Annotated in this window: 16 protein-coding genes and 1 other RNA gene; 12 read left to right on the top strand and 5 right to left on the bottom strand. The window is 62.1% G+C overall.

What is annotated here, in order from left to right:
- Nucleotides 1-123: 123 nt before the first annotated feature.
- Together ACU5AY_RS05580 and ACU5AY_RS05585 are read left to right on the top strand one after the other, a co-directional pair.
- Nucleotides 124-870, top strand: a complete 747-nt coding sequence (locus tag ACU5AY_RS05580) for a polysaccharide deacetylase family protein (RefSeq protein WP_446828325.1) — start codon at nt 124-126, stop codon at nt 868-870.
- A 103-nt stretch (nt 871-973) separates the two neighbouring features.
- Nucleotides 974-2,293: a KAP family P-loop NTPase fold protein gene (locus ACU5AY_RS05585; RefSeq protein WP_446828326.1), complete on the top strand. Its 1,320-nt coding sequence runs from the start codon at nt 974-976 to the stop codon at nt 2,291-2,293.
- A 6-nt stretch (nt 2,294-2,299) separates the two neighbouring features.
- Here ACU5AY_RS05585 and ACU5AY_RS05590 read toward each other — a convergent pair whose 3' ends face one another.
- Nucleotides 2,300-4,753 carry an ATP-dependent helicase gene (locus ACU5AY_RS05590; protein ID WP_446828950.1) on the bottom strand — a complete coding sequence of 818 codons (2,454 nt, stop codon included), beginning with the start codon at nt 4,751-4,753 and terminating at the stop codon, nt 2,300-2,302.
- A 254-nt stretch (nt 4,754-5,007) separates the two neighbouring features.
- Here ACU5AY_RS05590 and ACU5AY_RS05595 point away from each other — a divergent pair, with 254 nt between their 5' ends.
- From ACU5AY_RS05595 to ACU5AY_RS05615, 5 genes are all read left to right on the top strand, one after another.
- Nucleotides 5,008-6,222: an efflux RND transporter periplasmic adaptor subunit gene (locus ACU5AY_RS05595; RefSeq protein ID WP_446828327.1), complete on the top strand. Its 1,215-nt coding sequence runs from the start codon at nt 5,008-5,010 to the stop codon at nt 6,220-6,222.
- Nucleotides 6,223-9,342: an efflux RND transporter permease subunit gene (locus tag ACU5AY_RS05600; protein ID WP_446828328.1), complete on the top strand. Its 3,120-nt coding sequence runs from the start codon at nt 6,223-6,225 to the stop codon at nt 9,340-9,342. It abuts the gene before it with no gap.
- Nucleotides 9,343-9,443: 101 nt separating this feature from the next.
- Nucleotides 9,444-10,109, top strand: coding sequence for an OmpA family protein (locus tag ACU5AY_RS05605; protein ID WP_446828329.1), 666 nt, complete (start codon nt 9,444-9,446; stop codon nt 10,107-10,109).
- 89 nt (nt 10,110-10,198) lie between these two features.
- The gene (locus tag ACU5AY_RS05610; protein WP_446828951.1) at nt 10,199-11,626 is read left to right on the top strand and encodes an FAD-binding oxidoreductase; all 1,428 of its coding nucleotides are present in this window, start codon (nt 10,199-10,201) and stop codon (nt 11,624-11,626) included.
- A gap of 77 nt (nt 11,627-11,703) precedes the next feature.
- The gene (locus tag ACU5AY_RS05615; protein ID WP_446828330.1) at nt 11,704-15,519 is read left to right on the top strand and encodes an AsmA family protein; all 3,816 of its coding nucleotides are present in this window, start codon (nt 11,704-11,706) and stop codon (nt 15,517-15,519) included.
- 393 nt (nt 15,520-15,912) lie between these two features.
- Here ACU5AY_RS05615 and ACU5AY_RS05620 read toward each other — a convergent pair whose 3' ends face one another.
- The 4 genes from ACU5AY_RS05620 to ssrA all read right to left on the bottom strand — a co-directional run bounded on the left by ACU5AY_RS05620 (nt 15,913) and on the right by ssrA (nt 17,588).
- Nucleotides 15,913-16,143: a ribbon-helix-helix domain-containing protein gene (locus ACU5AY_RS05620; protein ID WP_446823769.1), complete on the bottom strand. Its 231-nt coding sequence runs from the start codon at nt 16,141-16,143 to the stop codon at nt 15,913-15,915.
- Between the two features lie 120 nt (nt 16,144-16,263).
- Nucleotides 16,264-16,461, bottom strand: a complete 198-nt coding sequence (locus ACU5AY_RS05625) for a DUF4169 family protein (protein ID WP_446823770.1) — start codon at nt 16,459-16,461, stop codon at nt 16,264-16,266.
- A 72-nt stretch (nt 16,462-16,533) separates the two neighbouring features.
- Nucleotides 16,534-17,061, bottom strand: a complete 528-nt coding sequence (locus tag ACU5AY_RS05630; RefSeq protein ID WP_446823771.1) for an SspB family protein — start codon at nt 17,059-17,061, stop codon at nt 16,534-16,536.
- Between the two features lie 156 nt (nt 17,062-17,217).
- Nucleotides 17,218-17,588, bottom strand: a transfer-messenger RNA (tmRNA) gene (ssrA, locus tag ACU5AY_RS05635).
- 121 nt (nt 17,589-17,709) lie between these two features.
- Here ssrA and ACU5AY_RS05640 point away from each other — a divergent pair.
- From ACU5AY_RS05640 to hflC, 5 genes are all read left to right on the top strand, one after another.
- Nucleotides 17,710-18,018, top strand: a complete 309-nt coding sequence (locus ACU5AY_RS05640; RefSeq protein WP_446828331.1) for a DUF2853 family protein — start codon at nt 17,710-17,712, stop codon at nt 18,016-18,018.
- A gap of 154 nt (nt 18,019-18,172) precedes the next feature.
- Nucleotides 18,173-18,967, top strand: a complete 795-nt coding sequence (locus ACU5AY_RS05645; protein ID WP_446828332.1) for a thymidylate synthase — start codon at nt 18,173-18,175, stop codon at nt 18,965-18,967.
- Nucleotides 18,968-18,998: 31 nt separating this feature from the next.
- The gene (locus tag ACU5AY_RS05650; RefSeq protein WP_446828333.1) at nt 18,999-19,508 is read left to right on the top strand and encodes a dihydrofolate reductase; all 510 of its coding nucleotides are present in this window, start codon (nt 18,999-19,001) and stop codon (nt 19,506-19,508) included.
- Between the two features lie 155 nt (nt 19,509-19,663).
- The gene (hflK, locus tag ACU5AY_RS05655; RefSeq protein WP_446828334.1) at nt 19,664-20,758 is read left to right on the top strand and encodes an FtsH protease activity modulator HflK; all 1,095 of its coding nucleotides are present in this window, start codon (nt 19,664-19,666) and stop codon (nt 20,756-20,758) included.
- Nucleotides 20,758-21,729 carry a protease modulator HflC gene (gene hflC, locus ACU5AY_RS05660; protein WP_446828335.1) on the top strand — a complete coding sequence of 324 codons (972 nt, stop codon included), beginning with the start codon at nt 20,758-20,760 and terminating at the stop codon, nt 21,727-21,729. The genes hflK and hflC overlap by 1 nt, the downstream gene beginning before the upstream one ends.
- The last annotated feature ends 3 nt before the right edge of the window (nt 21,730-21,732 follow it).

Consider the following 21,732-nt stretch of genomic DNA (forward strand, 5'->3'; position numbering starts at 1 on the left):
CACGATGCCAAGGGTCGGAGCCGGGATCAAGGCATGGATCGGCCAAAAATGCCGCATCAGCCTGCCGCAATTTGGCCGCGATGGAAGCGATGGAGTGGCGCCTCACGCCATCCCGGATTTCCCATGCGCCTCCTTCTCGCTCTCGCCTTCCTCTCCGCCGTCACCGTGCCCGCTCTTGCCGACAGCTATACCCGCGAAGGGCTGGTCGAACCGGTGCTGCATCTTTCCGGCCCGCACCAGACGCCGACCGTGGCGCTCACCTTCGACGCCTGCATGGGCCGCACCGATCCGCGCATCCTCGGTGAACTCGTCGAGAAGAAGATCCCGGCGACGATCTTCGTCACCGCCCGCTGGCTGAAACACAACCGGGCGTCCTTTGACGTCCTGCGCGCCCATCCGGACCTCTTCGAGATCGAGGACCACGGCGAGAACCACATTCCGGCCGTCGACCGGCCGATCTCCATCTACGGCATCAAGGCCGCGGGCTCGGCCGAGGCGATCGGCCGCGAAGTGGAGGGCGGAGCTGCGGCCATCACCGCTGCCGGCGCGCCGCGACCCAAATGGTACCGCGACGCCACCGCCGTCTACAGCCCCTCGGCAATCGCCGAGATCAAGGCGCTCGGCTATCGCGTCGCCGGCTTTTCCGTCAACGGCGACGGCGGCTCGCTGCTCGGCGCATCGGAGTCTGCCCGCCGCATCGGCGCGGCCAAGGACGGCGACATCGTCATCGCCCACATCAACCAGCCGACGCATGCCGCCGGCGAGGGCGTGGTCACGGGCATCGAGACGCTCCGGGCGAAGGGTTATCGGTTTGTGCGGCTGGCGGACGTGCCGGAGGATGACGAGGGGGCGGTGAAGGCAGGAGGGTGAAGTGCTTGGCCCTATAAGTGTGCGCGGTCACTTGTGAATTGCGGATATTGCACCTTTTCCATCGGAGCTAGTAGGTATTTTATTCAGCTTCGGAGGTGTCGGTATGAAATTACTCGGGCCAGGCATTGAAAGCGCCATCGACGCTGAAAAGGACATGTTCAACCGCGATGCTTTTGCTAGGCGGCTACTAACATTGTTTCGGGAATCCTTGGACCCGTTGGTCGTTTCTCTCGATGAGAACTGGGGTACTGGTAAGACTGTTTTTGCAAGGCGACTGGAAAAGCAGGCGGCTGAAAATTTTACTGTTGTCTACTTCGACGCTTTTGCCAACGATTTTGCGTCAGACGTGTTTGTCAGCTTCGTATCTGAAGTAATGGGGAAATTTCCAATTCAGGAAAAAAGGAGACGCTCCCTTAAACAATCCGCAAAGGCCGTCGCGAAGGCTGGTGGTCGAGTTTTGGCTAAGGGGGCTGTGCGCTTTGGCACAGCGGGGCTTCTGGACGGTGCAGAACTGGAGGGGATCGCCAATCATGCTGCGACGGCTGTAGCTGAAATTGCACAGAAAGAGCTGGATCAAATAATTGATCTGAGATTGGAGGAAGCTCGAAAAGACAAAGACATTGTCGAAAAATTCAGATTCGAACTTCAAAGGCTTACTGTAGCTGATAGCGACTGCCGGCGGCCAATTTTGTTCATTGTTGATGAGCTGGATCGGTGCCGCCCTGATTATGCACTCACTGTTCTGGAAACCATCAAGCATTTCTTCTCAGTTGATTCAGTTCATTTTCTTCTCCTTTGTCAAATGGACTTGCTGTCTGCATCAATTCGTCAGAGATATGGCTCAGAAGTTGACGCTCAAAAGTACCTAGAGAAATTTATCCATTTACATGTGAGCTTTCCGACTGCGGATGAAGATCGGAGAAAAAGACAGCTTACACAATATATATCAGGAATTTTTGAAGCGTTTCCCGATGATGGAGAGGAGGGGCAGTGGGCGGGAAATATGGCCGAATTTGTAGTAAATATTTCTGTGAAACGAAATTACTCTCTGCGACGAATAGAAAGGATATTGGCGCAATTTTCGGTATGTTTGAAGTTCACCAGCAAGAAGCAGTTGAGGTTGGGCGCTATCATCTATGTTTTGTGCGACCTGAAGATTAGTGCGCCAGAGTTATTCAAGAAGGCAAAAAGCGGACAGTTGACATTTTCCGAGATTAAGGATCACTACAGCTTTGATGGCGATGAGGATGAGCACTGGTATCTGGAGTGGCTCGAGTATTTTTACGATTCCACTGTCAATACAAGCGACTCAAGGTGGAATGATTTCAATATATTCCTAAGGGGTTATGCGATTACCAATCCCAGAAGAACAGCAATGCTTCTTGCTAATGAGATCGTTGATTGCATTTCCATATCTGGTTAGGTACCATCACACCCGCGCCACAAACCCGTCCAGCACGCGTTTCTGCCCTGCCTTGTCGAAATCCACCGTGAGTTTGTTGCCCTCGATGGCGGAGACGTTGCCGTTGCCGAATTTCTGGTGGAAGACGCGGTCGCCGACGGTGAAGGCCGACGGGGTGTCGCTGGTCGACTTGGCGACCAGTTCGCCGTCGATGGTGCGGCCGCGCGGGCCGGATTCGCCGTAGCCGATGCGTTCGACGGCGTGGCCGGAGCGGTTGCCCCAGTTCGAGCGGGTCGCCTCGGTGCGGTTGGCCTGCGCGCGCTTCCAGCCGGGCGTCGAATAGGAATTGTTGAACGGGTCGGCCGTGTCGAAGCGCGACTGGCCGTAGCTGCCGCGACCATAGCCGCCATAGGAGGTTTCCACCTCGGCGACCTCGACATGGGTGGTCGGCAGTTCATCGAGGAAGCGTGACGGGATGGTCGACTGCCAGAGGCCGTGAATGCGGCGGTTGTTGACGAACCAGATATGGCAGCGGCGCTTTGCCCTAGTGATGCCGACATAGGCGAGGCGGCGCTCTTCCTCAAGGCCGGCGCGGCCGCTTTCGTCGAGCGAGCGCTGGTGCGGAAACAGGCCTTCCTCCCAGCCGGGCAGGAAGACGGTCTCGAATTCCAGTCCCTTGGCCGAGTGCAGCGTCATGATGGAGACGGCGTCGAGGTTTTCGTTCTGCTCGACATCCATGACCAGCGAGACGTGTTCGAGGAAGCCGCGCAGCGACTCGAACCCCTCCATCGAGCGGACCAGTTCCTTCAGGTTTTCCAGTCGCCCCGGCGCTTCCGCCGATTTGTCGGCCTGCCACATGGCGGTATAGCCGCTTTCGTCGAGGATCTGTTCGGCGAGCTCGGTGTGCGGCGTGTTTTCCAGCAGCGACTGCCAGCGGCGGAAATCGGTCACGACGTCGAACAGCGCCTTGCGCGGCTTCGGCTTGAACTCGTCGGTCTCGATCACTTCCGCCGCGGCGGCGAGCATCGGAATGTCGCGGGCGCGGGCGTAGTCGTGCAGTTGGCGGACGCTCGCGTCGCCAAGGCCGCGCTTCGGCGTGTTGATGATACGCTCGAAGGCGAGGTCGTCGGCCGGCTGGCAGACGAGGCGGAAATAGGCCATGGCGTCGCGGATCTCAAGGCGCTCGTAGAAGCGTGGGCCGCCGATGACGCGGTAGTTGAGGCCGAGCGTGACGAAGCGGTCTTCGAATTCGCGCATCTGGAAGGAGGCGCGCACCAGGATCGCCATGTCGTTGAGATTGTGTTTCTCGCGCTGAAGCTGCTCGATTTCCTCGCCGATGGCGCGGGCCTCTTCCTCCGAATCCCAGGCATTGTGAACCTGCACCTTGTCGTCATCCGGGTCGGTGCGGTCGGTAAACAGCGTCTTGCCGAGACGGCCCTCATTGTGCGCGATCAGGTGGCCGGCGGCGCCGAGGATGTGCTCGGTCGAGCGGTAGTTGCGCTCCAGCCGGATGACCTTGGCGCCCGGAAAGTCCTTCTCGAAGCGCAGGATGTTGTCGACCTCCGCGCCGCGCCAGCCGTAGATCGACTGGTCGTCGTCGCCCACGCAGCAGACATTGATCGGCTCGCCCTTCGGCCGCTGGGCGAGCAGCCGCAGCCACATGTACTGGGCAGTGTTGGTGTCCTGATACTCGTCGACGAGGATGTATTTGAAGCGGCGGTGGTAATCCTTGAGGATGCCGGGCTCGCTGCGGAAGATATGGATCGGATGCAGAAGGAGATCGCCGAAATCGCAGGCGTTGAGCGTCTTTAGCCGAGCCTGATAGGCCCTGTAGAGTTCGCGGCCCTTGCCGTTCGCAAAGGCGCGGGCGTCGCCTTCCGGAATCTGCTCCGGCGTCAGGCCCTTGTTCTTCCAGTTGTCGATCATGCCGGCGAACTGCTTGGCCGGCCAGCGCTTGTCGTCCAGCTCTTCGGCCTGGATGATCTGCTTGATCAGCCGGATGACGTCGTCGGTGTCGAGAATTGTGAAGTCAGACCTCAGCCCCACGACCTCGGCATGGCGGCGCAACAGCTTGACGCCGATCGAGTGGAAGGTGCCGAGCCATGGCATGCCTTCGACAGCGTCGCCGAGCAAGAGGCCGATGCGCTCCTTCATCTCGCGCGCTGCCTTGTTGGTAAACGTCACGGCAAGGATCTGCGAGGGGAAGGCGTGTCCGGTCGAGAGAATATGAGCGATGCGGGTGGTGAGCACGCGGGTCTTGCCCGTGCCGGCGCCGGCCAGCACCAGCACCGGACCTTCCGTCGTCTCCACCGCTTCGCGTTGTTCCGGGTTCAGGCCCGAGAGATAATCCGGGGCGCGCTTCTGGCCGCGGGCGGCCATGGCGCGGGCGGCGATGCCTCCGGCCGACGGCGCGGGGGCGGCGGGCGTCCTGGGTTCGGGTTCCTCGTCGAAAAAGGGAATGTCGTCATAACCACCGATCATGCGGCTCAATGTAGTGATTCGGTTCCAAAAGGCAAAAGAAAGAGAACAAAAGGCGCACTTACCCCATGAATTGATGGGGTTTGCCGCTAAATCAAACGCAACTGTGATCGAACATGACCAAATTGTAATCTTGTTTCGCTTGTCGCATTTTAGGATTAAATCATAATGCAGCCTGACGAACCGTGAGCAGAGCGGGCGACCAGGGGCGGAACCAAAGGTCGCATGCAGAACTCTGCCACCCCCCGGAGAAATTGATGCGTCTGTGGAAACAGCTGGTTTTGAGCCTGATCGTTCTGTGTGCCGGTCTTTATGTGTGGGTGACGTTTGTACCCGGAGCCGGTGCCCTGTTGCAGAAGATGGGCCTGTCGCAGGAGGTGGTTGCCGCCATCGCCCCGAAGAGTGAAAGCGCGCCCGGAGCGGGCGAAGGTCGTGGCCGCGGCGGGTTTCGCAGCGGTCCTACCGTCGTCGTCACCGCGCCGGCCGGAGAGGGCGTCGTCAACGATCAGCTGACGGCCATCGGCAATGGCGAGGCGATCGAGTCCGTCGTCATCGCGCCGCAGGCCTCCGGCAATATCGCCGCGGTCAATATTCGCTCGGGCGACCGGGTGAAGAAGGGCGAGGTGATCGCCAGCCTTGACCGCGAGGAACAGGTGATCGCCCGCGACCAGGCGCAGGTGGCGCTGGAAAGCGCGGAAGAGAAGCTGTCGATCTACAAGAATGCGAAGTCGACCGTCTCGCGTGTCAGCCTGGTGGAATCAGAGATCGACGCCAAGTCGGCGAAGCTCGCCCTCGACAATGCCGAGCTGACGCTGAAGCGGCGGGATATCGTCTCGCCGATCGATGGCGTCGCCGGCATCATTCCGGTCAGCGTCGGCGACTACGTGACGACCTCGACCGCCATCGTGACCGTCGACAACCGGTCCGAGTTGCTGGTCGATTTCTGGGCGCCTGAGCGTTTCGCCGCCGGGATGGCGACCGGACAGCCGGTTCAGGCGACGGCGGTGGCGCGGCCCGGCGAGGTGTTTTCCGGCGAGATTGAAGCCGTCGACAACCGTATCGATGAGGCGAGCCGCACCTTCAAGGTTCGGGCCCGCATTCCCAACACGGACGACAAGCTGCGCGCCGGCATGGCATTCACGGTGTTGATGAAATTCGGCGGCGACAATTATCCGTCCGTCGATCCGCTCGCCGTGCAGTGGGATTCTGACGGGTCTTATGTCTGGCGGGTGACGGACGGCAAGGTCGAGAAGGTTCGCGTCGCCATCATCCAGCGCAACCCGGACGTGGTGCTGGTCAAGGGCGATATCGCCAAGGGTGACAGCATCGTTACCGCCGGCCTGCAGCGGCTGCGCGAAGGTGCCGAGGTGCAGGTCGCCGGTGCTGCGGAGGTCGAAAAGCCGAAAGACGAGGGCGGCAAGGCTGTGCCCGAGGCCGAGGTGAAGGCATCCGGCAGCGAGCGGGGTGCGTAAATGGCGGCAGAGGAAATTCCGACAACCGAACATGGTTCTACCGCGCTCTTCGTGCGCCGGCCTATCCTGGCGCTGGTCTTCAATGCGCTGATCGTCGTTGCGGGTCTTGCCGCCTATTTCGGCGTCGAAGTGCGCGAACTGCCGGACGTCGATCAGCCGGTCATCACCGTGCGCACCAGCTTCACCGGCGCATCGCCGGAGACGGTCGACCGCGAGATTACCCAGGTCATCGAAGGCGCGGTCGCGCGCGTTTCGGGCTTGAAGTCGATGTCCTCGACTTCGTCCTTCGGCTCCAGTCGAGTTACGCTGGAATTCACCGACGCGACCGATCTCAACGTCGCCTCGATGGATGTGCGCGATGCGATCAGCCGGGTCACCAACCAGTTGCCGGATGATGTCGACGATCCCCGCATCGTCAAGGCGGACGCCGATTCGCAGCCGATCATGCGGCTGGCCCTGACCTCCGACACGCTGTCGATCGAAGACCTGACGCTCCTGGTCAACGACCAGATCGCCGACCGGCTGGCCTCCGTCGAGGGTGTTGCAGACGTCGAGGTCTACGGCGACCAGGACAAGGTGTTCAAGGTCGATGTCAGCCAGTCCGAACTTGCGAGCCGCGGGCTGACGATCGCCGACATCAGCACGGCGCTCGCCTCGATGGCGCTCGACGTGCCGGCGGGATCGCTGACCAGCCTGAAGCAGGATATCGTCGTGCGCGCCACCGCGTCGCTGACGAAGCCGGAGGATTTTGCCAATATCCTGATCAACGACCGGGTGCGCCTCGGCGATGTGGCGACGGTCACCTTTGGGCCGGATACGGGATCGACGACGCTGCGGGCCAACGGCAAGCCCGGCGTCGGCATGGGCATCATCCGCCAGGCGCAGTCTAACACGCTGTCGATTTCGGCAGGCGTTCACAAGGCGGTCGAGGACATCCAGAAGACGCTGCCGGAGGGGACGTCGATCCGCATCAGCAGCGACGACGCGGTCTTCATCCAGGGGTCGATCGAGGAGGTCATCCGCTCGCTGATCCTGGCAGCCGTTATCGTGGTTGCGATCATCTATCTCTTCCTGCGCGACTGGCGGGCGACCATCATTCCCGCCGTCACCATGCCGGTGGCGCTGATCGGCACGCTGGCGGCGATCTACCTCGTCGGCTTCTCCGTCAATATCCTGACGCTGCTTGCGATCGTGCTGGCGACCGGGATGGTGGTGGACGACGCCATCGTCGTGCTTGAAAACATCGTGCGCCGGCGCGGCGAGGGCATGGGGCCGCGTGCCGCCGCCGTCCTTGGCACGCGTGAGGTCTTCTTCGCCGTGGTCGCCACCACCGCGACGCTCGCCGCCGTGTTCGTGCCGCTCTCCTTCCTGCCGGGCCAGATCGGCGGGCTTTTCCGCGAGTTCGGCTTCGTGCTGGCCTTCTCGGTTCTCATCTCCTCGGTCGTGGCGCTCACGCTCTGTCCGATGCTTGCCTCGCGCATCCTGACCTCGCATTCCGTCAGCCATGGCGGCATGCTCGCCGACCTTGGTAACAGGCTCGGCGGGCTCTATCGTCTGCTGCTGAAAGCGGCGCTCGACGCGCCGATGGTGATCCTGATCGCCGGCGCGCTGTTCGCACTCGCCGCGCTCGGCACGTTCGGTCTCCTGACGAGCGAGCTGACGCCGAGGGAAGACCGTTCGCTCCTGTTGATGCGGGTGTCCGCGCCGCAGGGCGTCAGCCTCGACTACACCCGTGACCAGATGCAGCAGGTGGAGGAACGGCTGAAGCCGCTGACTGACAACGGCGAGATCCGGAACATCTTCTCGATTTCCGGCTTCGGTTCCAATACGAACTCCGGTTTCATGGTCATGCAGCTCGCGCCATGGAGCGAGCGTACACGCACGCAGGACGAGATCGCCTCCGACGTCAACAAGGCGACGGCATCAATCCCCGCCGTCAATGCCTTCGCGATGCAGCCCAACAGCCTGCACATCCGTGGCGCCGGCAACGGTCTTTCCTTTGCGATCGTCGGTGCCACGCACGAGACCCTGTCGGAGGCGTCCATCAGGCTTGTCGAGGCGATGCAGGACGACAGGGCATTCTTCTCAAATCCGCGCCTGTCGAATGACGCGCGTCAGGGGCAGCTTTCCGTCGTCCTTGACCGCGAACGGGCCTCGGATCTGGGCATCAACATTGCCGGCCTTTCGGCGGCGCTTCAGTCGCTGCTCGACGGCCGCTCTGTCGGCGACGTCTACGTCGACGGCCACTCTTACGACGTGATGCTGACCTCCGACACGCATCCGATCGATGATCCGACCGATCTCGAGAACGTCTTCCTGAAGACTGGCGACGGCAAGTACGTGCCAATGTCGACGATCGCGACTCTGGAAGAGCGGTCGGTCGCGCCCAGCCTGTCGCGCGAAAACCAGCTCGCGTCGGTCGGCCTGCAGTCCAATCTCGCCGATGGCGTTTCGCTGGGCGCGGCGCTCATCGAGCTCAACCGGATCGCGGCCCCCATCCTGCCACCGGGCGCGCGCATCCTGCCGCTCGCCGAGGCGGCCAGCCTCGGCGAAAACTCGAGCGGCATGGCGGTGACCTTCGGATTTGCGATTATCATCATCTTCCTGGTGCTGGCCGCCCAGTTCGAAAGCGTGCTGTCGGCTGTCATCATCATGGCCACCGTGCCGCTCGGACTTGCCTGCGCGGTCTTCGCCATGCTGATGACCGGCTCGTCGCTGAACGTCTACAGCCAGATCGGGCTGGTGCTGCTCGTCGGCGTCATGGCCAAGAACGGCATTCTCGTCGTCGAATTCGCCAACCAGTTGCGCGACCGGGGCCACGACGTGCGCCGGGCGATCGAGGAGGCCGCCAACCTCCGCCTGAGGCCGGTGATGATGACGATGATCTCCACCGTGCTTGGCGGCGTGCCGCTGGTGCTGGCGCACGGGGCAGGGGCGGAAGCGCGCATCGCGCTCGGCTGGGTCATGGTCGGCGGACTGGGCATGGCGACGGTGATCACACTGTTCGTCACGCCGGTCGCCTACCTGCTTCTGGCGCGATTCGCCAAACCGCATGCGGACGAGGAAAAGCGCCTGCATCGCGAAATGAGCGCGGCGCAAGAATTGCAGGCTGGGGAATAAAGCGGTTGCTTTGCCGCAAAGCGCCAATCGTGGTCAACCAATTGCCGTATTTCATGGTAAGAGGCAGATGACAGCATAAGGATCTCGGAGACTTCACTTCCATGCTCAAGCGTATTGCCGTACTTGCCCTGGCAGGCACCTTTCTCAGCGCCTGCACCACCACCGACCCGTATACCGGTCAACAGAAGGTTTCCAACACGGCGGGCGGCGCGGCGATCGGTGCTGCAGCTGGCGCCGTCGGCGGCCTTCTGCTCGGCAACGGCCCGACAAGCCGCCGCAACGGGGCATTGATCGGTGCCGGCATCGGCGCACTCGCCGGCGGCGCGATCGGCAACTACATGGACCGCCAGGAAGCCGAGCTTCGCGCCCAGCTGCAGGGCACCGGCATCTCGGTCACCCGCAATGGCGACAACATCATTCTCAACATGCCCTCGAACATCACCTTCCCGACCGACCAGTACGCGGTGATGCCGGCCTTCTATCCGACGTTGAATTCGGTCGCGATCGTGCTGAACAAGTTCAACAAGACGCTGGTCGACATCAACGGTCACACCGATTCGACCGGCTCGCTTCAGCACAACATGGAACTGTCGCAGCAGCGCGCCGCCTCCGTCGCCAATTACCTGGCCGGTCAGGGCGTCGACGCCCGCCGCATGTCGGCCATGGGCTTCGGCCCGAACCAGCCGGTCGCGACCAATGCGACGCCTGAGGGCCGTGCCCAGAACCGCCGCGTCGAAGTGCAGATTTCGCCGCTGCGCGAAGGCTGAGCGCGCATATCATGACGAACTGTCCGGCGGGCGTTTTGCCCGCTGGACAAGCCGCGCCGGCTGTCCCATACCTGCACTCCAAAATGGAAATGGAGGAAGACCCATTGGCGCGTGAACATGCAAGACCGGGCATTCGCAACGAGGAAGGTATCGCTGCGGTTCTCGGCATTTTGAAGCAGAGCTTTGGCGAGCGCTTCCAGACCGGTGAAGCATTCCGCGCCCAGCATACCCACACCACCACCTATCTGCCTGCGCAATTGCCTGACGGCGTCGCCTTCGTCGAAAGCTCCGACGATGTGAAGGCGATCGTGCGGGCCTGCGCCGAGCACAAGGTGCCGGTCATTCCCTTCGGCGCCGGCACCTCGCTGGAGGGCCAGGTGAATGCGCCGAGCGGCGGCATTTCCATCGATTTCTCGCGCATGAACAAGGTGTTGTCGGTCAATGCCGAGGATCTCGACTGCACGGTGGAGCCGGGTATCACCCGCGAGGACCTGAACACCTATCTGCGCGACACCGGGCTCTTCTTCCCGATCGACCCTGGCGCGAACGCCTCGATCGGCGGCATGGCCTCGACACGCGCGTCCGGCACCAACGCGGTCCGCTACGGCACGATGAAGGACAATGTCCTTTCGGTGACCGCGGTGACTGCGAACGGCGAGGAGATCCGGACCGCGCAGCGGGCACGCAAGTCCTCGACCGGCTATGACCTGACGCGTCTGTTCGTCGGAGCAGAAGGAACGCTCGGCGTGCTGACCTCGGTGACGCTGCGCCTGCAGGGCATTCCGGAGAAGATCGCCGGCGGCGTCTGCGCCTTTCCGGATATCGAATCGGCCTGCAATGCGGTCATCATGACCATCCAGCTCGGCATTCCGGTTGCTCGCATCGAGCTTCTGGATGCGCTGCAGGTAAGGGCCTGCAATGCCTATTCCGGCCTCAGCAACGAGGAGAAGCCGACGCTGTTCCTCGAATTCCACGGCAACGAGCAGACGGTTGCGATCCAGTCGGAACAGTTTGCCGAGATCGCCGCCGAGTTCGGTGGCGGCGAGTTTCGCTGGACGGTGAACGCAGAGGAGCGCGCGAAGCTCTGGAAGGCACGCCACGACGTCTACTGGTCGGTCAAGGCGACGGCGCCCGACAAGGCAATCCTTGCGACCGACGTCTGCGTGCCGATCTCGCGCTACGCCGATTGCGTCACCGAAACGCATCGGGATATTCTCGAGCACGGATTGTATGCGCCGATCGTCGGCCATGCCGGAGACGGCAACTTTCATACCTCCGTCGTGTTTGACGACAAGGATGAGGCCGACGTCGCCAAGGTCGAGGCGTTTGTCGCGCGGCTGGCACAGAGGGCTCTGTCGATGGACGGGACCTGCACTGGCGAGCACGGCATCGGGCAGGGCAAGAAGGGTTTCCTCGCCGAAGAGCTCGGCGGCGCCGTGGATTTGATGCGGCAGATCAAGCAGGCGCTCGATCCCGACACTATCTTCAACCCCGGGAAGATCTTCGATCCGGCTTGATCGCGGCGCCGGAAAATTTCATGCTGAGAGGGCTCCGGATTTCCGGGCCGAAGAGGCGGACAAGGGAGTAAGGCGGTTTGCTCGGACGGATTATCCTGTTTTTTGCGGGACTTCTCGTCGTCGTACTGTTTACGGCGCTGATCGCACCGATGTTCATCACCTGGAATGATTTCCGGACCGAGTTCGAGGATCAGGCGAGCCGTATTCTCGGCAAGAAGGTGGTGGTCAACGGCGACGTTGAGGTGCGCATCCTGCCGTTCCCGACCGTCACGCTTCACGATGTCCAGGTGGGCCGCGACGAGGACGGCAATCCGCTGGTGCAGGTCGCCGACTTCTCCATGGACATGGAACTGGCTCCGTTCCTGTCCGGCGAAGCGCGCATCGTCGAGATGCGCATCGACCAGCCGCGCGCCCGCATCGAGCTTTTGAAGGACGGCACGCTCGACTGGATGCGCGGCAGCCATTCCTCCATTCCGGCCAAGACCGTCGTCTTGGAAAAGGTCTTCATCACCGATGGCGAAGTCGCCTTCGTCGACGAGCAGACAGGCCGCGACCGGGTGATTTCGAACATCAATACGGAAATGTCGGCGCGCTCGCTGGCCGGTCCGTGGCGCGCCGAAGGCGACGCGGTGTTCGACGGTCATCCGTCGCATTTCTCCTTCTCCTCCAGCGCACCCGACGAGAAGAACGGCACGATCCGGGTCCACACGACGATCAAGCCGGAAGCGGTGCCGGTGACGGTTGAGACTGACGGCGATCTGGCGATCGTCGACGCCCGGCCGCGCTATGACGGACAGTTCTCCGCCATGATGATGGCGGAGGCCGAGGACAAGACGGAGGATGGCGAGAAATCCCGCAGCCTGCCGCCACGCGTCAAGGGCAAGTTCGAACTCACCAATGAGCGCATCCGCATTCCCGAATACCGCCTGGAAGTGGGGTCTCTGAGGGATCCCTATGTGGTGACGGGGGAGGCGACCTATGACACGGGGACCAAGGGCGACTTCTTCCTGAAGGCCGATGGCCAGCAGATCGATGTGGCGCGGCTCGATACCGGCCCGGCCAAGAAAACCGCGCGGCCCGGCACGCAGCGCCTGAGCGCCGCCGAACGGCTGGACACGCTGATCGGGCTGGCGCGGCGCATTCCGGTGCCCGGCGTGCCGGGGCGGGCGGAGGTCAAGCTGCCGGCAATCGTTGCCGGCGACACGACGATCCGCGACGTGCTCCTAAAGGTCGAGCCGAACGGCAAGGGCTGGACGATCGACAATGCCGAGGCGACGCTGCCGGGCCGCACGAAGATCGAAGGCTCCGGCAAGCTGACCCTCGTTGGCAGCGCCGTCTTCGAAGGCCGTCTGACCGTGGCCTCCCGCCAGCCTTCCGGCGTCGCCGACTGGCTGACCGGCAGCGTTGCGCCGGAGATTCGCAACCTGCGCACCGCTGGCTTCTCCGCCGATGTCAGCCTGTCGCCGGAAGTGCAGAATTTCGACAATCTGGAGGTCGTCACCGGCGGGGCGGCGATGAAGGGCCGGATCGGCCGCGTCTCGCTGAGCGGCCAGGTGCCGGCCCTGACGGTTGACCTTGCCGGCGACCGCATCGATCTCGACGTGCTGCGGGCGTTGACCAGCCTGATGATGGGCGAGGATACGGGCAGCGGGCTGCTCGGACATGATATCGACGCGCATCTGGCCGCCGACCGGCTGACGGCGTTCGGCGTGGAGGCCCAGCAGGTCGACGCCGCCTTCTCGCTGTCGAATGGTGCGCTGTCGGTCAAGACGCTCGATATCGGCGACATCGGCGGCGCCAAGGTCAGCACCTCGGGCGAAGCCGAAGGGTCGGTTGCCGGTATGTCGGGGAGCGGCGACGTGCATTTCGATGTAGCCGACGCCGGCCAGTTCCTGCAACTCCTGCAGAAGAGCATGCCCGCGCATCCGGTGCTCGGCCGTCTGGCGGAGAACAGTTCCTGGTTCGACGACACCGCTCTCGACGTGGCGCTGTCAGTGGGCGGCGGCGACAGGGGCGGGATTTCCGCCGATATTCGCGGGACCTCGAACGGCAGCAAGGTCACCGCCCGTGTCGGCCTCAAGAGCATGGCGGCACTTGCCGACCACAAGGGGCTCTCGCTCGACCTGACGCTCACCAATCCCCGGTCCTCGATCCTGTTCGGCCAACTCGGCTTCATGCCGCTGCCGGTCGGCGGACTTGAGGACGGGCGCGTGCGTCTCGTCTTCAATGGCGATGACGGCGACAGGGGCCGCACGCAGCTTTCCTTCGATGCCGGCAGCACGCATCTGTCCGCCGACGGCAATGTCAGCCTGGCGGCTGATGATTTCCTTGCTGGCGATCTGGCGCTCACCCTGAAGAGCGGCGACGTCGAGCCCTATCTCATTCTCAACGGTATCGCTCTGCCGGGCATCGGCGATGGCCTGCCGCTAGACATGACGTCGAAGGTTTCCGTTGCCAATGACGCCGTCACCTTCGACCAGCTTGCAGGCAATGTCGGCGGCGATGCCTTCAGCGGCATGCTCCGGGTGCAGCGTGGGCGGCCGGTGCTGACCGTTGGCGGCAATCTCGCATTCGACAGCCTCGATCCCTATTGGCTGGCCGAAACGGTCTATGGACCGCTCTACGACGTCTCGACCGGCGATTTCACCAATGCGCCGTTCGAGCCGCCGATGAACTCCGGTGCCGATATCGACGTGTCGCTGAAGGCCACCGAAGTGCCGGTCGGGCTTGGCGAACCGGTTCGTGGCGTCACGGGAACGCTGACCAGTCGCAACGGTGCACTCAATTTCGAGGACATGACGGGCGAATTGTTCGGCGGCAAGCTAAGCGGGCATGTGCGGCTGGCCAACAGCGGCGGCACAGGATCGTTGCAGGCGGGGCTTGAACTGGCTGGCGGCGATGCCACGCGGTTGTTCTGGAGCCGTGGCGGCAAGCCGGTCGTCGAGGGCGGGCTCTCCGGCAACGTCACGGTGGAAACCAGCGGGGCAACCCTCTCGGCTCTGGCGAGAACGCTCGGCGGTTCCGGCGAAATCGATGTCGCCGGCGCGACGATTAACGGGCTCGATCTCTCCATCCTGCCGACCCTGCTTGCGGCCAACGAACAATCTACCGGCGATGACATTTCCAACGAAAGCGTGGCGGGCGAGGTTCTGCCGCTGTTGCTCAATGGCAGCAGCGCCGTTGGCGATCTCAAAATCCCGTTCAGCATTACCAATGGCCGCTGGCGGGCCAATAATCTGTCGGCGACGACGGCTTCGGCGCAACTGTCCGGGGCGGCCGATTTCGACGTTCAGGACCGCGACATGTCCGGGTCCCTGCAGATCGCCTTCGCCACGGGCAAGGAAGACGTCGCCGGCGCCAATGCCAACCTGACTCTGCAGTATTCCGGCCAACTCGATCAGCCGCAGATGAAGGCCGATGTCACCGGGATGACCAACTACCTGTCGCTGAGGGCGTTCGACCGCGAGCGCCGGCGGGTCGAGCATCTGCAGGCCAATGTGCTGGAGAAGCAGCGCTTGCGGCGCGAGGCGTCGCTCTACCAGGCAATGGACCAGCGCCGGGCCGAAGAGGCGAAGAAGCTGGACGCGATCCGGCTTGAGGTGGAGCAGCACCTGAAGGAGCTTGCCGACCAGGAAAGGAAGGCGCTGGAGAAGCGAAACGCCGAGCTGGAGGCCGCCAAACGGGCGGCGGAAGCTGCGGCGCAGAACCCGCAGGACAACGTGCCGGTGTTCGATGTCGTGCCCCTGCAGCGGGCCGAGCCGATCATTGTGCCGCCGGCCGCAACCCAGGCACCGGCACAGCCTGCGCCCAAGACTGAGGCGCCCGCTCAGAAAGAAGAACCGGCCGGTGACGCAGGTAACCTTAAGTTCGATTCCTGGTTGAATTTGCGCTAATTCATGTCATGATGAAATAAGGTCGTGGGGCGGCCCGCTAAAATACATAAATCGGGGAATATTGGTGCCGGGTTTCAAGGTCCGGATGCCAGGCGGGTTTGCGCATCGTACTGAGTTTGTCGCATCCAGGGGGCTTGTGATGTCGTGGCGTGGTGTAATGCGTATAGTGGGCGCAGGTTTTATATTCCTGGCGACCGCCGGATTTCTTCAAACGAGTCAGAAATTTCCAACGGGCGGATCCTCGCCAACGCTGCCGGTTGTCGTATCCAGTGCCGCCGCGCGACAATCATCCGATCCCCAGAGCTATCTGATGCGTTGGGTTTCGGCCTGCGAGCAGGAGTTCGGCGCGCACGGGCACAATCCGAACGAAGCGCTGCTGCGCAGCTGCACAAGCTATTGAGGGGCAGGCGGTTCGCCGCCGCGCCGGTACCATTCCAGAACATGGACGCGTAGCGCCGAGGACAGGTTCGCATCCTCCGGGCGGTGGTCGTCGACTTCGGCGATCAGCGCCGCCAGCGACATTGTCCGCCTGGCCGCGATCGCCTTGAGCTCTTCCCAGAAGGCGTCCTCCAGCGTGAAGCTGGTGCGGTGGCCGTGAAGGGTGGCGGAATGTTTGCGGATCATCGGTGTGCCTGCTGCCGTCTGCCGAATGGATGCTGGCCGGGTGGGCGGCGGATTGGGAAAGTGATTCAAGTCTCAGCCGCAAGTTCTTGACGGCGATGCCCTTTCGGGTCGCGCTGACCGTCAGTCGTCGGAATGATCGTCCTTTTCGCGGCGACCTTCGTCGAGGCGTTTGCGTTCCAGCGTGTTGCGGGCCGTGGTCAGCTCTTTCTCGGCCTTGGTCCGGCCGAAGGAAATGCGGTTCTGCTCGGCCGTCTTTTCCTTTTCCTGTCGCGCTTTCTGCTTGCGCGCCATGCGCAGATTGACGATTTCCGCGGCCATGTCCGATCGATCTCCTGCCTTGGGCGGCCATGTGCGGCCCATGAAAAAGGGGAGCCGCGCTCCCCTGGTTTCCTACTGCTTCTTGCGGAACGCGTCGAGCGAGACGACGGAGCCCGACGGCTTGCCGCCGCCATCGTCGTCCGGGCTCGGATCTTCGCCGGGCGTCTCGGATTCGTTCTCTGCCTTCGGTGCTGCGGGGGCAGGGTAGGCCGTTACCTCGCCGCCAGCTTCTTCCTCGACCACCGGTACGTCGAACTCGACCTCGAAATTGACGGACGGATCGTAGAAGCCGCGGATGGCCGCGAAGGGGACGACCAGCTTCTCAGGCGTGTCGGAGAAGGACAGGCCGATCTCGAACTGGGTGTCGGTCACCTTGAGGTCCCAGAACTGGTGCTGGATGACGATGGTCATCTGCTCGGCATATTTGGCCTTGAGGTGCTGCGAGATGCGCACGCCCGGAGCCCCGGTGAGGAAGGTGATGAAAAAATGGTGTTCACCCGGCAGGCGGCCCGTTGCGGCGACTTCGGACAAGACCTTGCGGATCACTCCACGCAGCGCGTCCTGTGTCAGAATATCGTAACGGATATGGTCATGGCCCATCGTGCATTCATTCCTTCATCATCACGAGCGCGACCGTACCAAGGCGCGCAGTTGCCGGCTAGAGCATTGCATTCAGCGAGGAATCTTACCTCAGCCGGTTCTTCGAATCCTCTTACACCATATAGAGCGAGAATGGGAGTAGGTCACGGGGGAGTAGGTGAAGGCTTCTGTTGCCAGGTGCCTTCGGACCCCGCCTTAAAGTGCTACCCCTAAGGACTTAGGTTGGGTTTCCCGCACCGCCATTAGGCAGCGAGAGCGTAACCCTGAGCGTTGTTGTCGTTTGCAACTACTCTAATGACCCGATAACGGTGGTATCATGCCGGGTAAAAAGTCGATCTTTACGCCCTTGTCGATCCTATTTCGCCCCCATCACAAACCGGCCATCTCGTCAGCCGTTCCGCCGGTTTGTGGTGGAGGCGCCGGGTACCGCCCCCGGGTCCAATAGGTTTATTACATCGCTGTTTATCACCATAGCCGGGCAAGCCGGCAGACCTGATATAGGTGTTTCCGGCGCCCGTGAAAAGGGGGCCGATCGACAAGCTGCGACAAAATCCCCGGCCAGCTTGACGAAGTCATGTGTGCGGACCATTCTGCCGGTGCAGTTTAATCGATCCTCTGCAAAGATTATTTCTTGGGAAGGAGCAGGACATGACTGATTACCTTGCAGATGTGAAGAAGTACGACAGCGGTGCGGATGCCGATCTTGTCAAGAAGATCGAGCGTCACCTCGGCATCGCTCTTCGCAATCGTGACTCCTCGCTTGTTTCCTGTTCCGATCCGAAGGAGCTCGATCGCGTCAAGGCAAGCTGGTGCGGCAAGAAGCTCGGCGTGGAGGGCGCTGATGCCGACAAGGCTCTGGAAGCCGTCTGCGCCGCCATGTCCGCCGACCGCACCAAGTCGCGCGTCACCTTCTACTATCTCGTCGCCAAGGAGCTCGGGAAGCTCGGCGATCTCTGATCCGTCCTGAAGCAGCGTCATGTGACGAGGGGCCGCTCTGCGGGCGGCCTTTCCATACACCGTCATCAAAACCGCTGGACAATCCCGCTTGTCTGTTGGCCGGGCCGCGGCCGTGACTTACAATGCGAGCCGAACGAATCTACAGGCAGCGTCCATGAAGCAATATCTCGATCTCCTCGATCACGTCCTTTCGACGGGTACCGACCGTGGCGACCGCACCGGCACGGGCACGCGTTCGGTTTTTGGCCACCAGATGCGGTTCGACCTCGCTGAGGGCTTTCCGGCCCTGACGACGAAGAAGCTGCATCTGCGTTCGATCATCCACGAACTGCTGTGGTTCCTGAAGGGCGACACCAACGTCCGTTATCTGCACGAACATGGTGTGAGCATCTGGGACGAGTGGGCCGACAAGGACGGCAATCTCGGGCCCGTCTATGGTGCGCAATGGCGGTCCTGGCCAGACTACGAGGGCGGGCATGTCGACCAGATTGCCGCGGTCGTCGAGAGCATCCGAAAGAACCCGAATTCGCGCCGGCACATCGTTTCGGCCTGGAACCCGGCTCTGGTCGATGAAATGGCGCTGCCGCCCTGCCACTGCCTGTTCCAGTTCTATGTCTCCGACGGCAAGCTCTCTTGCCAGCTCTACCAGCGCTCGGCCGATATCTTTTTGGGCGTGCCGTTCAACATCGCCTCCTATGCGCTGCTGACCATGATGGTGGCGCAGGTCACAGGGCTCAAGCTGGGCGACTTCGTCCATACGCTTGGCGATGCACATATCTATCACAATCACTTCGAGCAGGCCCGGCTGCAGCTGCAGCGCTCGCCGAAGCCTTTGCCGACGATGCGCATCAATCCGGACGTGAAGGATCTGTTTGCCTTCAAGTTTGAAGACTTTACGCTCGAAAACTACGAGGCTGATTCAAGCATCAAGGCGCCGATTGCAGTCTGAATCCGGTCTTCAAGCCAAGGTATTCGAATAGATGGACATTTCCCTGGTCGTGGCGGTTTCCTCCAACGGCATCATTGGTCGCGACGGCGACATGCCGTGGAGGCTTTCGACCGACCTGAAGCGCTTCAAGGCCCTGACGCTCGGAAAACCGGTGATCATGGGACGCAAGACCTTCCAGTCGATCGGCAAGCCCTTGCCGGGGCGCCTCAACATCATCGTCACGCGGGACGCAGCCTTCAAGGTCGAGGGCTGCGTGACGGCAACCTCGCTTGAGGAGGCTGTCATGCTTGGCGAGGCAGAGGCGCGGCAAAAGGGTCTCGATGAGATCTGCATCATCGGCGGCGGTGAGATCTACTGGCAGGCGCTCGAGACCGGTCTGGCGACGGTTGTCCATCTGACGCATGTGGACGCCGAACTCGACGGCGACACGCGGTTCCCGCCGCTTGATCCGGCAGTGTGGGTCAAGGAGAGCGAGGCGGACTTCCCCGCAGGGGAAAAGGACAATTTCCCGACCCGCTACGCCGTCTACAGGCGTCTTTGACGCAAGGCGGAAACTATTTTTCCAATAAAACCGGTCTTCCTTGACGCGTTACATTGAAAGCGCCTTCCCGCATACCTATAAACGGGCAGTGGCTGTGCCAGGACGATCGCTGATCGGCGTGGGCATGGGGAGTTGTTTCTAGACAAGAGGTATGAATGCCCTGGAGCAATCAGAATGGCGGCGGCGGCGGTCCTTGGGGCGGCGGCGGCGGCAATAATCAAGGCCCCTGGGGTCAAGGTCCGAACCGTCCGCGCAACAATGGCGGCAATAACGGCGCTCCGCCGGATCTGGAAGATCTGATCCGTCGCGGGCAGGACCGGCTCAAGACCATCGTGCCCGGTGGCGCGAACGGCGGCGTCGTCCTCATCGTCGTCGCAATCCTGGCGGTCTTCTGGATTTTCCAGTCGGTCTATACCGTCCAACCGGACGAGCGCGGCGTTGAACTGCGCTTCGGCCAGCCGAAAAAAGAAATTTCGATGCCCGGCCTGCATTTCCATATGTGGCCGATCGAGACCGTCGAGATCGTCAAGGTCACCGAGCAGCAGCTCAATATCGGCGCTGGCAGCTCGTCCACTTCGGCCGTCGGCCTGATGCTTTCGGGCGACCAGAACATCGTCAACGTCCAGTTCTCGGTGCTCTTCACGGTCACCGATCCGAGCGCCTTCCTCTTCAATCTTGAAGCGCCGCCGCAGACGCTGCAGCAGGTTGCCGAAAGCGCCATGCGCGAAGTGGTCGGCCGCCGTCCGGCGCAGGATATCTTCCGTGATGCCCGTCAGGGGATCGCCGCCGACGTGAAGTCGATCATCCAGTCGACGATGGACAGCTACGGCGCCGGCATTTCCATCAATGCCGTGGCGATCGAAGATGCGGCTCCGCCGCGCGAGGTTGCCGATGCCTTCGACGAAGTTCAGCGCGCCGAACAGGACGAGGACCGTCTCGTCGAGGAAGCCAACCAGTATGCCAACAAGGTACTCGGTGGTGCCCGCGGTCAGGCCGCCCAGATCCGTGAAGAGGCAGCCGCCTACAAGGATCGTATCGTCAAGGAAGCCGAAGGTGAGGCCCTGCGCTTCATCTCCATCTATGACGAGTACAAGGAAGCGCCGGACGTGACCCGCAAGCGCCTCTATCTCGAAACCATGGAGAAGGTTCTGGAAAACTCCAAGAAGGTCATCATCGACGAGAAGCAGGGCGTCCTGCCTTATCTGCCGCTCAATGAACTTGGTTCGACCAAGCAGCAGGGAGGCAAGTGATGAACTCCAATCGTCTTCCCGCAATCCTCGTCGCCATCGGCGTCATCCTGTTCCTCGGCTATTCCTCGATCTTTGTCGTGAATGCCCGCCAGCAGGCCGTCGTCATCCGCTTTGGTGAAATCCGGGCGGTCAAGACCGAGCCGGGCATCTACTTCAAGCTGCCCTTCGCCTTCGCAAATGCCGACCGGGTCCAGTATGTCCCGAAGCAGGAGCTTCGCTTCGACCTCGACGACATCCGCGTCCAGGTTTCCGGCGGCAAGTTCTACGAAGTCGACGCGTTCGTGGTCTACAAGATCACCGATGCGGCCCGCTTCCGCGAAACGGTGTCCGGCGACCGCATCTCGGCTGAATCGCGCATGCGCACCCGTCTCGATGCTTCGCTGCGTCGGGTCTACGGTCTGCGCGGCTTCGAATCGGCTCTTTCCGACGCCCGTGCGTCGATGATGCAGGAGGTCCGTGACGACCTGCGTCCCGACTCCGAGTCGCTCGGCATCAGCATCGAGGATGTCCGCATCCGCCGCACCGACCTGACCCAGGAAGTCTCGCAGCAGACATACGCCCGCATGAAGGCGGAACGTCTCGCTGAGGCCGAGCTGATCCGCGCCCGCGGTTCGGAAGAAGGCCAGCGCCGCCGTGCCGTCGCCGACCGTAAGGTCGTCGAAATCCAGGCAGAAGCGCAGAGGGATGCCGAAATCATCCGGGGTGAAGGCGACGCGGCCCGAATCAAGGCCTTTGCCGAAGCCTTCAAGCGCGATCCGGCCTTCTTCGACTTCTACCGGTCGATGGATGCCTATTCGAAGTCGCTGGGTTCCGACTCGACCACGCTGGTGCTGTCGCCGAACTCGGAATTCTTCCGCTACTTCAACCAGGCCGATGGCTCCACGCCTTCCGATCGCGTTCCGCCTGCGATCCCGCCGGCTGGCGCTCCGGAAGCTGCGGCACCTGCGCCTGCGACCGGCAGCGGGAACTGATTT

This window comes from Rhizobium sp. PAMB 3174 (assembly GCF_052908375.1).